The 13649-nt window shown below is 70.2% G+C and carries 12 protein-coding genes; 2 read left to right on the forward strand and 10 right to left on the reverse strand.

Going from position 1 to position 13649, the window contains the following annotated elements; all coding sequences use genetic code 11:
• Positions 1-116 precede the first annotated feature (116 nt).
• On the forward strand, positions 117-791 hold the full coding sequence (locus DEO23_RS16015) for a hypothetical protein (RefSeq protein ID WP_165831681.1): 675 nt from the start codon (positions 117-119) through the stop codon (positions 789-791).
• Positions 792-827: 36 nt separating this feature from the next.
• Here DEO23_RS16015 and DEO23_RS00780 read toward each other — a convergent pair whose 3' ends face one another.
• The 9 genes from DEO23_RS00780 to DEO23_RS00825 all read right to left on the reverse strand — a co-directional run bounded on the left by DEO23_RS00780 (position 828) and on the right by DEO23_RS00825 (position 11563).
• The gene (locus DEO23_RS00780) at positions 828-1820 is read right to left on the reverse strand and encodes a glycoside hydrolase family 130 protein (protein WP_109274112.1); all 993 of its coding nucleotides are present in this window, start codon (positions 1818-1820) and stop codon (positions 828-830) included.
• Between the two features lie 127 nt (positions 1821-1947).
• Positions 1948-2847 (reverse strand): carbohydrate ABC transporter permease, encoded by a 900-nt coding sequence (locus DEO23_RS00785; protein WP_109274113.1) that lies wholly within the window; start codon positions 2845-2847, stop codon positions 1948-1950.
• Position 2848: 1 nt separating this feature from the next.
• On the reverse strand, positions 2849-3796 hold the full coding sequence (locus DEO23_RS00790) for a carbohydrate ABC transporter permease (protein ID WP_109274769.1): 948 nt from the start codon (positions 3794-3796) through the stop codon (positions 2849-2851).
• Between the two features lie 5 nt (positions 3797-3801).
• Positions 3802-5097, reverse strand: coding sequence for an extracellular solute-binding protein (locus tag DEO23_RS00795; protein WP_109274114.1), 1296 nt, complete (start codon positions 5095-5097; stop codon positions 3802-3804).
• Between the two features lie 8 nt (positions 5098-5105).
• The gene (locus DEO23_RS00800; RefSeq protein WP_109274115.1) at positions 5106-6203 is read right to left on the reverse strand and encodes a LacI family DNA-binding transcriptional regulator; all 1098 of its coding nucleotides are present in this window, start codon (positions 6201-6203) and stop codon (positions 5106-5108) included.
• Between the two features lie 250 nt (positions 6204-6453).
• Complete coding sequence (locus tag DEO23_RS00805) at positions 6454-8157, reverse strand: glycoside hydrolase family 13 protein (protein WP_109274770.1); 1704 nt, start codon at positions 8155-8157, stop codon at positions 6454-6456.
• Positions 8158-8301: 144 nt separating this feature from the next.
• The gene (locus DEO23_RS00815) at positions 8302-9237 is read right to left on the reverse strand and encodes a carbohydrate ABC transporter permease (RefSeq protein WP_109274116.1); all 936 of its coding nucleotides are present in this window, start codon (positions 9235-9237) and stop codon (positions 8302-8304) included.
• Positions 9234-10169, reverse strand: a complete 936-nt coding sequence (locus tag DEO23_RS00820; protein ID WP_109274117.1) for a carbohydrate ABC transporter permease — start codon at positions 10167-10169, stop codon at positions 9234-9236. The genes DEO23_RS00815 and DEO23_RS00820 overlap by 4 nt, the downstream gene beginning before the upstream one ends.
• A gap of 50 nt (positions 10170-10219) precedes the next feature.
• On the reverse strand, positions 10220-11563 hold the full coding sequence (locus DEO23_RS00825) for an ABC transporter substrate-binding protein (protein ID WP_109274118.1): 1344 nt from the start codon (positions 11561-11563) through the stop codon (positions 10220-10222).
• A gap of 162 nt (positions 11564-11725) precedes the next feature.
• Here DEO23_RS00825 and DEO23_RS00830 point away from each other — a divergent pair, with 162 nt between their 5' ends.
• Positions 11726-13024: an ROK family protein gene (locus DEO23_RS00830; RefSeq protein WP_109274119.1), complete on the forward strand. Its 1299-nt coding sequence runs from the start codon at positions 11726-11728 to the stop codon at positions 13022-13024.
• On the opposite strand, the gene DEO23_RS00835 is transcribed toward DEO23_RS00830, so the two are convergent.
• Complete coding sequence (locus DEO23_RS00835; protein WP_109274120.1) at positions 13011-13553, reverse strand: HNH endonuclease; 543 nt, start codon at positions 13551-13553, stop codon at positions 13011-13013. The genes DEO23_RS00830 and DEO23_RS00835 overlap by 14 nt on opposite strands.
• Positions 13554-13649: the final 96 nt, after the last annotated feature.

Below are 13649 nucleotides of genomic sequence, written 5' to 3' on the forward strand. Positions count from 1 at the left end.
AGGGGGAGATCCACATGATAGGGCCGAGCCCCGGGTGGACCTGGTCTGCGGTCTCCGCGGGCGCCCTCGGAGCGCAGGTGCTGGCCGTCGGGCCCGGTGTGCGGCACGCTGATGGCATGACGCCACGAGCACGCGGATCATCGGACCGCTCGGGGCCCTCGGACGGGGCCGACGAGCGCTCGCGTGCCCGCCTGCTCGAGGAGTACTCGGCCTGGCGGGCCGGGCAGGAACCGCAGGCCGACGTCGAGGACGAGGCCGACATCCTGCGCGTGATGCTCGAGCTGAAATCCGACGAGCTCGCCAGTCCGGACCCGAGGGAGTGGACCGAAGCGGTCACGGGAACACTGCTCACGAAGGTGATCCCCCGCCGGGTGCTCCAGCGCCGCCAGGACGCGATGGGCATGATTCCCGCGCTCGCGACGTTCTTCGAGTTCCTGCAGGACAGCGGGCAGTGGTCCGAGGCCTCGATGCCGCCGGAGGAGACCGGCCGGGTGCTCACCTCGCTCGAGTTCGCCGTGCTCGAAGCCCTCGACGACCCCTCGCGCCGTTCCTTCTCCACGAACGTGCTGGGCTACGGCGTCGAGCACGGCCTCGACCCGACCGATGAGGAAGCGCTCGCGGGCTACTTCGAGTGGTACACGGCGCTCCCGCACGCCGAGCGCATCCTCCTCAGCGACACCGGTCGCCTCGAGGAGCCGGAGGTCCCCTACGACCCCGAGACCATGCGGGGGATGCCCAACGGGCCGGCGTTCGGCGGGCAGGGGATCGACGGGCCGTCCGACGAGGACTGACGGACGGGGCGTAGTGGGGGCGCCTGCTCCTCCGCCTCAGGCATCGGCGCGCAGCCCGGTGCCGTAGGGCTGCTCCGGGTCGGCGATCGCGACCGCGAGGGTGGTGTCGGACTGGCCGTAGTAGGCGAACCACCTGCCGCGGAACTTCACGAGTCCCTCGACGAAGGTGACGTTGGAGACCAGGCCGTGGGTGTCCTCGAAGGTCTGCGGGCGCAGCCAGGGATCCTGCAGGCGGGCGAGGACCTTCGTCGGCTGCGCCGGGTCGATGACGATCTGCCCGCACCGGTAGTCGACCCCGTGTGTGCCGTCCTCCTTCGTGATGCGGCGGGCACCGTTGGTGAGCATCAGCAGTAACCCCGTGTCGGTGACCACGGGAGAGGTGCCGATCTCGACGAGCGCCTCGTCGAAGGAACCCGGTGTCGGGGAGTACATCGGCTCGGTGTCCGGGGTGCCCGGCGTCCAGTGGACGAGGTCGTCACTGGTCGCCCAGTAGATCGCCCCCTCCCCGAAGTACATCCACCACTTCCCGTCGAGGCGGCGGGGGACGATCACGCCGGCCTTGGACCAGTTGAAGCCACGCGGGTCCATCGTCCTGAACGTGTCGAAGTCCGCGAAGAGCGGTCCGTGCTTGGTCCAGGTGCGCAGGTCGGTGGAGGTCGCCAGGCACAGCTGCGCGGAGCGTCGGTCCCAGCCGGTGTAGGTGAGGTAGTACGTGCCCTCGATGAAGGCGATCCGCGGGTCCTCGCAGCCGAAGCGCTCGTAGTCGTGCTCGGGGGAGAGGATCGGGGCGTCCTCGCGCTCGAAGTGCACGCCGTCGTCGCTGACGGCGAGGCCGATGTGGGAGACGATGTCCTCCGCATGGGCGCGGTAGAGCAGGACGACCTGGTCGTCGACCACCAGCGCGGCCGGGTTGTAGAGGTTCGCCGACTCCCAGGAGTCGCCCTTCGGACGCAGGATCGGGTTGTGCTCGTACGGGGTGAACGGGCCGAGGGGGAAGCGGGCGTCGCCGAACAGCGAGACGGTGGTCATGAGAGTCCTCTGGGAGTCGGTAGGGGTGGATCGGGGATCGGGGATCGGGGATCGGGGATCGGGGATCGGGGATCGGGGATCAGGGATCAGGGATCAGGGGGGCGCGGGCGGGGCGTCGCGCGGTGCGTCAGCCCTTGATGCCGGCGCCGATGTCCGAGGCCGTGAAGTAGCGCTGGAACAGGCAGAACAGGATCACCACGGGGAAGGCCAGCGTGCAGGCCCCGGCGAGGATCGCCCCGTTGGGGTTCGCGACCGTCCCCGCGACGTTGCTGATGTAGTTCGCGAGCGCGACGGCCAGCGGCTGCATCGAGGAGTCCTTGGTGATCAGGAAGGGCCACAGGAACTCGTTCCAGGGGCCGATGAAGGTGATCAGCACGACCGTCGCGATCGCCGGTCGCACCATCGGGATGGCGATCGAACGGAGCACGCGCAGCTCGCTCGCCCCGTCGATGCGGGCCGCCTCGAAGATCGACTCGGGCAGGCTGCGGAAGAACTGGCGGAAGATGAACACCGCCGTGGTGTTGATCAGCGAGGGCAGGATCATGCCCGCGTAGGTGTCGCCGAGCCCGTAGTTCCCGGCGATCTGCACGTACAGCGGGATCATCAGCAGCTGGAACGGGACCATCTGCACGCCCAGCATGATCACGAACAGGGCGCCGCGGCCCCGCCAGTTCAGGCGCGCCAGGGCGTAACCGGCCGCGAGACCGAACACGAGGGTCCCGGCGAGCACGCCCGCGGTGAACACGAGGGAGTTCGCCAGCGCGCGCAGCAGGCCCAGGCGCTCGTTGATCGTCGCGAAGTTCGAGAGCGTCCACCTGCCCGTCGGAGCGAGCGAGGACAGCGTCGTGGTCGGGTCCTTCTGGAACGCGCCGACGGCCATGAAGTAGAACGGGAAGATGAACAGCAGGGCGACGATCGCCAGGACCACGTAGAGCAGGATCCGGGCGCGGCGGCGTCGGGCGGGGTGTCGCTGTCCCGTGCCGGTGCCGTCCTCGTCGACGAGCACGGAGTCGGAGTCGCGCGGCATCTCAGTCCTCCTTCGTCAGACGGGTGGATGCGAGGGACAGCAGGCCGACGAGGATCACCAGGATCACGCCGATGGCCGAGGCCAGGTCGGGATTCCCCTGCTGGATGCCCTTCTGGTAGATCAGCAGGACCGGGGAGGCCGACGCGCCGTCGGGCCCGCCGCCGCTGGTCAGCAGGTAGGGCTCGGTGAACAGGTTGGACCCGGTGATGATCGCGAGGACCAGCACCAGCAGGGTCGCGGAGCGGACCCCGGGGACGGTGATGTGTCGGAAGCGCTGCACGGCGCCGGCGCCGTCGACCTGCGCCGACTCGTACAGCTCCCGGGGCACGTTCTGCAGTGCCGCGAGATACAGCAGGACGTAGAACCCGAGCTGCTTCCAGGTCACGAACAGCGCGATAGAGGGCATGGCCAGATGCGAGTTCACGAGCCAGGAGGGATCAGGGGCGAGGGGGCCGAGCAAGGAGTTCACCAGGCCGTCGTCGGAGAACATCAGCATCCACACGCCGATCAGGGAGACGCTCGCGGTCACGTAGGGGACGTAGAAGGCCACCCGGAAGGCGGCGGTCCACCGCGTCAGCGAGTTCAGCGCCGAGGCCAGGACCATCGAGAGGATCACCGTGAGCGGCACGTTGATCACGAGGAACACGGCGATGTTCCCGAAGGAGTCGAGCACCCGGGGGTCGCTCAGCACCGCGCGGTAGTTCGCCAGGCCCACGAAGGGATGATCGGCGTGCACGCCGGGCGCGGTGAACACGTAGTCGAAGAAGGAGATGTAGACGGCGTAGCCCAGCGGATAGGCCATCACCAGGGCGAGGAAGACGATGTAGGGCAAGGACATGCCGAGCCCCAGCGGCTGCTTGCCCAGCAGGCGCCGCCACCACGGGTCGCGGGTGGCGGGCCGGGGCAAGCCGGGGGTGCTCGTCGGCGCGACGGAGGTGGAGGTCGTCATCGTCATCACTCCTTGACCAGGGCGTCGATCTGGCGGGAGACCTCGGCGAAGGCATCGGTCACGGAGTCCTTCCCGAAGATCACCGCCCCCGAGTAGGCGTCCCGGAAGCGCTGCCAGATCTCGATGCCGCCGGAGACGTACGGGACGTCGGCGACGCGATCGGCCTGGTCGGCGAAGCTCGTGTAGTCGGGGTTCTTCTCGAAGTAGTCCGGATAGGTGCTCGTGAGGTCCTCGCGCAGCGGCATCTGCCCGGTCGTCTCCAGCAGCTTGCCGTCCCACTCCTCACCGGTCGCGAAGGCCAGGAAGTCCCAGGCCGTGAGCCGGTTCCGGCTGGTGGAGCACAGGGAGACGTTCTTGGAGTCCGCGTACGTGATGGTCTTCGCGGCCGGGATCCCGTCCACCGTGGGGACGGGCATGAAGCCGTAATCGATGGCGTCCTCGTAGGTCGCGATCGCGTAGGGGCCCGCGAGCTGCATGGCGGTGGCGCCCGTGGTCATGGCGTCGTCCGTGGACTGCTCGCGCGGGGCCAGCTCCTCCTCGTACATCGTCCGCCACATCCGGGCCACGGCCAGGCCGTCGGGCGAGTCGAAGGTGGTCCGGCCGTCCTCGATCAGCCGGGTCCCGTGGGTCTGGGCGAGGTAGAGCGGGTAGAAGTCGGACCATGGCTGGTAGAAGTCGCTCGTGGGCGTGGGCCAGATCGCCGAGCCCGAGGCGCCGGAGGAGACGATCTGCCGTGAGGCGTCCAGGAATGCGTCGAAGGTGTCGAGCCCGGGATGGTCGGCATCCAGACCGGCCTTCTCGAAGATCTTCCGGTTGTACATAAGCATGACGGGGTTCGACTTCCAGGGCAGCTGGTAGTACCCGCCCCGGCCCTCGTCCTCGGCGTAGTTCCGGGCGCGCGAGCCACCGCGCGACTCGATGTGCTCGCGTGCGCCCTCGAAGGTGGTCAGGTCCACGAGGCCGCCGGCGCGCACCCAGTCCGGCAGCGCCGCCGGTGAGATGTTGAAGATCAGATCCGGTGTGGTGCCGGCGACGATCGCCGCTGTGATGGCCTCCTCCGAGCTCGACCCGGCGGGGATCTCCTGGACGGTGACCTCCTGGTCCCCGTGCTGGGCGTTCCAGGCCTTGGCGACGGCCTTGCCCCATGCGAGCTCCTGCTCGTTGGTGGAGATCCAGATGCTGATAGGGCCGCGGGATGTCGAGGCAGCCCGCGCGTCCACTGCGCTGCGACCGCAGGCGGAGAGGGCGAGGGGAAGCGTGAGCGCGGCTGCTCCGAGCGTGCGCCGGGTGAGGGTCTTCATCGATCTCCTCAGGTCGTGGGCGGGGGTGCGACGCTTCCGCGCCGGACCACGTGGTTGCCCTCGACGGCCACGGCCGACGGGGCCTCGCCCTGCAGGGCGAGCAGGAGGGTGCGGGCCGCCACCTCCCCGCGCAGGAGAGCGCCGGTGGACACCGAGGTCAGCCCCGGGGAGAGGTGGGCGGAGAGCTCCGAGTCGTCGAACCCGGTGACCGAGAGGTCCTCGGGCACGCGCAGGCCGATGCTGCGGGCGTAGGAGAGACCGGCGATGGCCATCACGTCATTGGCGTAGACGATCGCGCTAGGGCGCTTCGCGGAGGCGTCCTGTGGCTCCGGCCCGTGCGGCTCGCCGTCCTCGCGACCCTCGTCGTCCCACGGCGTCGGTCCCCCCAGCAGCCGTGAGGTCGCGTCACGACCCGAGGCCGCGCTGAAGTCGCCTTCGATCATCAGATCGGCCGGGAGGCCATGGCGGCGCACGGCGCGGGAGAAGGCCTCACGGCGCGCCGCGGCGTGCACGTAGTTCAGGGGCCCGGAGACGTGGGCGATCCGCTCGTGCCCCTCGGCGACCAGCAGGTCCACGAGCTCCTCGATGGCCGCGGCGTCATCGGTCCAGACCTCGGGGAGGGCGACGGGGGAGCCCGTGTCCGGGCGCTGCCCGGTGAGCATGACGGCGGTCAGCCCCAGGTCCTCGACGAGCGCGGGGCGGGTGTCCTCCTGCTCGACGTCCAGCAGGATCACGCCGTCCACACGGCCCGCGGCGTAGCGCGCGTAGACCGCGGCCTCGGCGTCCTGGTCGGCGACGACGTTGAGCATCAGGCCCATGCCCGCCTCGGCCAGCGCGCTCTCGCAGCCGGCGATGAAGCGCGGGAAGAAGGTGTCCGTCGCGATCACGTCGGGCCTGCGCGCGATCACCAGGCCGACGCTCCCCGTGCGGGAGGTCGCGAGCGCCCGGGCGCTCTGGCTCGGGGTCCACCGCAGCTCCTCGGCCGCCGCGAAGACGCGGCGCCGCGTCTCCTCGGCGACCGGCCGGTTGCCCGAGTAGGCGAGGGAGACCGTCCCCTTGGAGACGCCCGCGACGCGGGCGACGTCGCCGATCGTGGCACGGGGCATCCGGCACCTCCTCATCGCGGTGACCGCTGCGCCGGTCGTGAGGAAGCACGAAGCGCAAACCGGTTTGACTGGTGAAGATCGAACCGGTTTGCGCTCGCGTTGTCAAGGCCCCGCCACCGGCCGCTGCGGCGGCAAGCTTCGTGGTGGTGCCGTGATGAGGTGCGTCGGGTCGAGGTCGGGATCCGATTCCGACCTCGACCCGACGCACCTCATAGCGCGCCGACAGGGTCCTCGGGACCCGTCGACATGGTCACCGCCGCAGCCAGACCGTGGCAGCGCCCGGCAGCGTGCGAGTGGCTCCGGCCGCCTCGACCCCGGCCCCGCCGAGCTCCGTGCTCGCCACGAGCACCTCGCCGGCGGGCAGCTCGACCGGCTCGCTGCCGAAGTTGGTGACGTTCAGCCAGCCGCCCGGGCGCTCGAACGCGAGCACGTCCTCGCCGGACAGCTCCTCGTCCCACACCAGCGACTCCGCGCCCTGCAGCTCACGGCGCAGGTGCAGCGCACGGCGGTACATCTCCAGAGTCGAGGTCGGGTCGTCCTCCTCGGCCTCGACCGAGAAGCCTGCGAACCATGCGGGCTGGGGGAGGTGGGCACCGTCGGTCCCGAAGCCGAAGGAGGAGCCCTCGCGCGTCCACGGCAGCGGCACACGGCAGCCGTCGCGGCCCAGCCCGTCCGAGCTGCGGGTCTCGGGGGTGGTGCGCAGGAACGCGGGGTCCTGGCGCTGCTCGTCGGGGATCTCGGCGACCTCGTGCAGGCCCAGCTCCTCGCCCTGGTACAGGTAGGCGCTGCCGGGCAGGGCGAGCTCGAACAGGGTGGCGGCGCGCGCCCGGCGCAGCCCCAGCTCCTTGTCGATCCCGTCCTCGCGACCACCGTCGAGGATCCAGTCGGCGCCCTGCTTGCCGGGCCGTCCCGCGCGCGGCGGCAGGCCGTAGCGGGTCGCGTGACGCACCACGTCGTGGTTGGAGAACACCCAGGTCGAGGAGGAGCCGGTGGTGCCGGACTGCGCGAGGTTGTCCGAGACGATGCTCCGGAAGTCGGCGGCGGCGAAATCGGCCTCGAGCAGATCGAAGCTGAACGCCTGGCCGAGCCCGGTCGCGCTCGCGTACGGCGCGCGACGCTCCGGCGATCCCACCCACGCCTCGGCGACCGCGATCCGCGGCGGCGTGTACTCGTCGAACACCCGGCGCCACTCGGCGTAGATCTCGTGGACCTCGTCGCGGTCCCACAGCGGGTGGGTGCCGTCCTGCGGCAGCTCCGCGAGCTCGGCGGCGCTCGGCAGCTGCTCGCCCAGGTCCTTGGCCAGGCCGTGCGCGACGTCGATGCGGAACCCGTCGACCCCGCGATCGGACCAGAACCGCAGGGTGTGCAGGAAGTCCTCGTGGACGTCGGCGTCCTTCCAGTTCAGGTCGGGCTGCTCGGTGGCGAACAGGTGGAGGTACCACTGCCCGTCCTCGACCTGTGTCCAGGCGGGGCCGCCGAAGATCGACTCCCAGTCCGCCGGCGGCAGCTCGCCGTTCTCGCCGCGCCCCTCGCGGAAGATGTAGCGCTCGCGGGCGCGGGACCCGCGCCCGGCGGCCAGCGCCTCCTGGAACCAGCGGTGGCGGTCCGAGGTGTGGTTGGGGACGATGTCGACGATCAGGCGGATCCCGGCCGTGTGCAGCGCGGTCGCCATCTCGTCGAACTCCTCGAGGGTGCCGATGCGGGGATCGACGTCGCGGTAGTCGTCCACGTCGTAGCCGCCGTCGGCCAGCGCCGAGGGGTAGAACGGGCTCAGCCAGACGGCGTCGATGCCCAGCTCCTGCAGGTACGGGATGCGCGAGATGATCCCGCGCAGGTCGCCGATGCCGTCGCCCGTGCCGTCGGCGAAGGAGCGCGGGTAGATCTGGTAGACGGCGGCCTGACGCCACCAGGCCGGATCCGCGGCGAGGGCCGGGGCGGCCTGCTCATCGTTCATGGCGGCGGGGGAGGCGGAGCCGGTGGCGGCGGTGGTCGAGGGGGAGGTCACGGAAGATGCTCCTGAGGGTGCGTGAGAGGCGGAGGTCGGTGCCGGGTCGCAGTGCGGCGACCGCGAGGTGCGAGGACGGAAGGCGGAGTGGGGCTACTTGACCGCCCCCTGCGTCAGCCCGGAGATCACCCAGCGCTGCGTGAAGAGGTAGACGATGATCGCGGGCGCCATCGCCATCAGGTAGCTCGCGAAGGCGACGTTGTAGCTGTTGGAGAACTGGGTCTGGAACATCTGCTGGAGCACCGGCAGGGTCTGCAGCTCGGGGTTCGAGGTGATCAGGCTCGGCATCATGTAGTCGTTCCACGAGCCCAGGAAGGCGAAGATCCCCACGGTCGCGGCCATCGGCGCGAGCAGCGGGAAGATCAGGCGCCAGAAGGTCTGCCAGGTGCTCGCCCCGTCGATGCGCATGGACTCCTCGAGCTCGACGGGGATCGAGCGCATGAACGCGGAGAACAACATCGTGTTGAACGCCAGCGAGAACACGATGTGCAGGATCGCGACGCCGAGCGGGTTGTCCAGGTGCAGGATCCCCGTCAGCTGCACCTGCGGCAGGGCGACCACGGGGAAGGGGATGAACATCGCGGCCAGCAGGTAGAAGAACGACCAGCGGAACAGCCGACGCTCCCAGTTGCGCACGATGGCGTAGGCCGCGAGCGCCGAGATCACAATCTCGCCCGCCACGGACACGGCGGTGATGAACGCGCTCATCGCCAGCGCCCGCGGGAAGTTCGTGAGCTCCCAGGCCTCCGTGAAGCTCTCCAGGGTCAGCGGCGCCGGCAGGCTGAAAGCCTGGCCGTCGACCGCCTGACCGGAGGTCTTCAGCGCCATGTTGATGCTGATCAGCAGGGGCACCAGCACGCTCAGCGAGCACACCAGCAGCACGATGGTCACGGGCCAGTTCGTGCGCACGGCGGCGCGGCCTGTCCGGCGGCGGGGGCTCCTCGGCCCGCGTCCTGTGGTGCCCGGGGAGGTCGAGCTGCTCGGCGTGCCCGCAGCGGCCGGGGTGGTGGGGGTGGCGGTGGTGCTCATGCTCCGAAGCTCGCTCTCCCGCGCGTGATGCGAAGCTGGATCACGGCGATGATGATGCTGATGAGGAAGAAGACCGCGGCGTTGGCCATCTGGTAGCCGTAGTCGCCGCCGGAGAAGCCCTTGAAGATCGACATCGCGACGCTCCTGGTCGCGGTGCCGGGCCCGCCGTCGGTGAGGCCGACGATGATGTCGTAGGCGTTGAGGTAGTTCTTGAAGCCCAGGATCGTGTTGATGACGATGTAGCCCGAGACCAGCGGCAGGGTGATCCGCCGCAGCTGCTGGAAGCCGCTCGCGCCGTCCAGCGACGCAGCCTCGTAGACGTCCCCGGGGATCGTCACCAAGCCCGCCAGGTAGATCAGCATGGTCGAGGGGATCGTCGACCAGGCGGTGACGATGACGATCGCGATCCAGGCGAGGTTCTCGTCGGCCAGGATCGAGGAGGACAGCGACGCGATCCCCAGGCTCTGCGCGATCGCCGGCAGGGTGTTGGAGAACAGGAACTTGAAGACGAAGGCGATGATGATCCCGGAGATCACCATCGGCAGCACGAAGACGGTGCGCAGCGCCGCCGCGAAGCGGATCCTCGCGGTCAGGCCCAGGGCCAGCAGGAACGCGATGGCGTTCACGACGATCACGGTGACCAGCGAGAAACCGATCGTGAAGACGTAGGCCGAGAGGATGCCCTGGTCCTTCACCATCGACACGTAGTTGCGCAGGCCCACCAGGTCCCAGTCGCCGAACCCGATCGAGTTCGTGAAGGAGTAGGCGAAGCCCAGGATCGCGGGCACGGTCACGGCGAGCGTGAAGATCGCCAGCGCCGGGAACAGGAAGAGGTAGTAGACGGGGTCCGTGCGCCGACGGGAGCCGCCGGCTCTGCGGTCGGTGCGCGGGCGACCGGTGCGGGCGGTGCCGGGCGAGGTGATGGTCGACATCGAGGGGTCCTTCGTCTCGTGCAGGTGGTGGCGTGGTGTGGTCGCCGGCGTCACTGCCGGTAGGCCAGTCGCGCCCAGTCGGAGTCCAGTCGCGCGAGCACGGGCTCGGGGTCGGCCCCGAACACGATGGACTGCACGTAGTTGTCGTAGGGGATCGTCAGGGGGATGAGCTGCGAGACCCCCATGTAGAACGCCCCGTCGTCGTAGTACTTCTGCATCGGGGCGATCCGCTCGTCGGTCACGGGCGGCGCGTCCTTGGTGGTCCCGAAGGCCAGGAAGTCCTTGTTGTAGGCGTTCTGGAGCGTCGGCTCCATGAGGTGGTTCAGCAGCTCGCGGGCGCCGTCGATCTGGTCGGAGGCCTCGGGGATCCACAGCGAGAGATCGATGTTGACCCGGATCTTCAGGTCCTTCGGGTCATCGGTCATGGGCAGCGGGAACGTGCCCAGCTCGACGTCGGACTCGATCTTGTCGATCTCCGCGATCGCCCAGGGGCCCTGGAAGTACATCGCGGCCTTCCCGGCGGCGATCGCCGTGTTGCCGTCGCCGTAGCCGCGGCTGGAGGCGTCGTCGTTGTGGAAGTCCAGCAGCGAGACCATGCGCCGCACCGGCTCCAGCAGCGTCTTCTGGAAGGAGACCTCCGAGTCGGGGCCGACGTCCGCCCCGATGGAGTTCATCGAGTCGAAGAAGCTGCGCACGTCGACCATCCCGCCGACGGTGTAGTCGAACAGGCCCTGGGTGATCGTCCACGGCTCGCGGAACGTGCCGTAGATCGGGGTGATGCCGGCGTCCTTGAACGTCTCGCAGACGTTCAGGAACTCCTCCCAGGTGGTGGGGACCTCGAGGTCGTACTCGGCGAACAGGCCCTTGTTGTAGATGACGGACGCGGCGGTGACCGAGTAGGGGATGACGCTCGTGCGTCCCTCGTAGGTGGGGTACCAGTCGGCGAGGTCCTGGACGTCGGAGCGGATCGTGGAGGCCACGGGCATGTCCGAGAGGTCCGAGAGGGCCCCGCGCTCCATGAAGCGGGCCATCTCGAGGTTGTAGTTCTGGCAGGCGATGTCCGGCGGGCTGTGACGCACGAAGCTCGCGGAGAGGTTCGTGGCGATGTCGTGGACGTACCGGTAGTCGTTCTGCTCGCCGTTGAAGTCGGTGACGAGCTCGCGGAAGTGGGGGACCGCCTCGGGCTTGGACTGGTAGAGCGTCACCGAGGGGCGGCTCGCCCCGCAGCCGGCGAGGCCTGCGGCCGCGGCGAGGGCACCGCCCGCGGCGAGTACCGAGCGTCGCGTGATCCGGTCCCGCGCGGAGTGGCGGGGGTGCGGCGACGGGGCCGCGGTGCTCGCAGGGGCCGCGGCACTCGCGCGGGAGCGCCCGGAGGAGGCAAGCGGTGACACCATCGATCTCCTTCGATCGGGGAGGGCCGGACGCGGTCGGCCGTCTGCAGCAGGGGCCCGTGCGTCGGGTCGTGGAACGCGTCGTCGAGGTCCGCATGATTAGATTCAGGGCCTAGATTTAACGTCTGAAGGAATTATGGGCCGCGCCTCCGGTACCGTCAAGACATGCCCGAGTCCACGGCGCGTTCCCCCCGCCTCCTGCGCCGCATCAATGCCGGCGTGGTGCTGCGGTTCGCCCTGACCACAGGGGATTTCACCGCCGCAGCGGCGATGGAGGCGAGCGGTCTGACCCGGGCCACCGTGCTGGACGTCTGTGCCGAGCTGATCGACCTCGGCTGGCTCGAGGAGGTCGAGGACAGCCGCGTCGCGGGACTCAGTCGTCGCGGGCGGCCCGCACGCCGCTACCGCCTGCGCGAGGACGCCGGGGTGGTGGTGGGCGTCGACGCCGGGGAGCACCGTTTCGACGCCGTCGCCGCGGACCTGCGCGGTGAGGTGCTGGCCTCCGGGCACCGCCACGTGGACCCGTCCGCGGTGGATCGGGACGCCCGCGTGGACCTTGTGCGCACGCTGGTCGAGGAGGTCCTCTCCGCGGCGAGCGCAGCCGGCACCTCGGAGGTGTGCGTCCCGCTGCTCACCGTGGTCGGTGTGCCCGCCCCGGTGGACGCCGAAGGGGCCTCACCCGATGACCAGGGCGCCTTCTGGGGCGTCATGAACGCCGACTTCCAGGACCACCTGCCGGGCCAGGTGCTGATCGAGAACGACGCCAACCTGGCCGTGCTCGCCGAGCACGCCCACAGTCCGAGCCCCCACATGGCCGCCCTGCTGACCGGGGAGAGGTTCGGCGCCGGGCTGATCGTCGACGACCGCCTGCTGCACGGGCGCCGCGGCGGCGCCGGCGAGATGCGCTTCCTCGACCTGATCGCGGCCGACGACCCCGACGCAGGATCCGTGGACGGACTCGGGGCGCTCGCCCGCCGCTGGGCGCTCGGAGAGCTGGAGCGCACGGAAAGGCCCTCCGCCCTGCGGGAGACGGACCCCTCCCAGCTGGATGCCCAGCACGTGTTCGCCGCCGCCGCGCAGGGCGATGCGCTCGCCGGGGAGATCCTCGAGAGGCTCGGCCGGCGCCTGGCGCACGTGGCCGTGGTGATGGAGAGCCTGCTGGACCTCGACAAGATCGTGATCGCCGGCGGCGTCGCGCCGGCCATCGGCCCGGTGCTCGGCCATGCCCGCGGCGTGCTCGAGGCCGACTTCTTCCCGCCCTTCCCCGAGCTGGTCGCGAGCACGCTGGGACGCAGCGTCATCGTGCGCGGCGCCGTCGAGCACGCTCTCGCCCGCATCCGCGAGGAGCCGCTGGACTTGCTCCCCGCCGGGGCCGGGCGCGAGCAGCGGGGACGTGAGGAGGAGCGCGAGGAGGCGGGACCGAAGGAGACGCGCGGTACGACCCCCGGGCTCACACGCGGCTGAGCGCCGCCTCGCTCATCACCGGGATCTCCTCGACGTGCCCGCCCACGCGGTACGCGGTGGCGGGGTCGTAAGGGGCGTAGCGCAGCGGCATCCCGGCCTCCTCCGGGGTCTGGTCGGCCTTGCGTCCGTTGCACTCGCGGCAGGCGGAGACGAGGTTCAGCCAGCTGGACTCCCCGCCCCGGGAGGCGGGGACGATGTGGTCCACGGTCGCCAGCAGCGCCGCGCACTGCGGCCTCTTGGAGACGCTGCGCCCGCAGTACGCGCAGGACCAGTGGTCGCGTTCGTGCACGGCGCGGAAGGAGAACCCGACGGAGCGGCAGGCGTCCCCCTCCACCCAGGCCCCGCTGAGCTCGCGTGTCAGCTCGAGGGCGGTGGGGACGATCCTCTCCCCGGCCAGCGTCAGCTCGACGGGATCCGCGACACCGCGGCGGATCATCCCGAAGGCGTGGCGGACGGAGGTCGTGTGCAGCAGCTCGCCGATACCCGTCGCCGGGTCGTATCCCTTGTTGAAGACCTTCACCACGGACATCGCTGGCGCCTCCTCCCGCCTGACGGCGGTGCGCCACGAGAGTGGATTCCCCCGGGGCACACCTGGATCCTTGCGCGTGAAAGCGTCGAAAACAAC

This window comes from Brachybacterium endophyticum, from assembly GCF_003130585.1.
GTDB classification, from domain to species: Bacteria; Actinomycetota; Actinomycetes; order Actinomycetales; family Dermabacteraceae; genus Brachybacterium; species Brachybacterium endophyticum.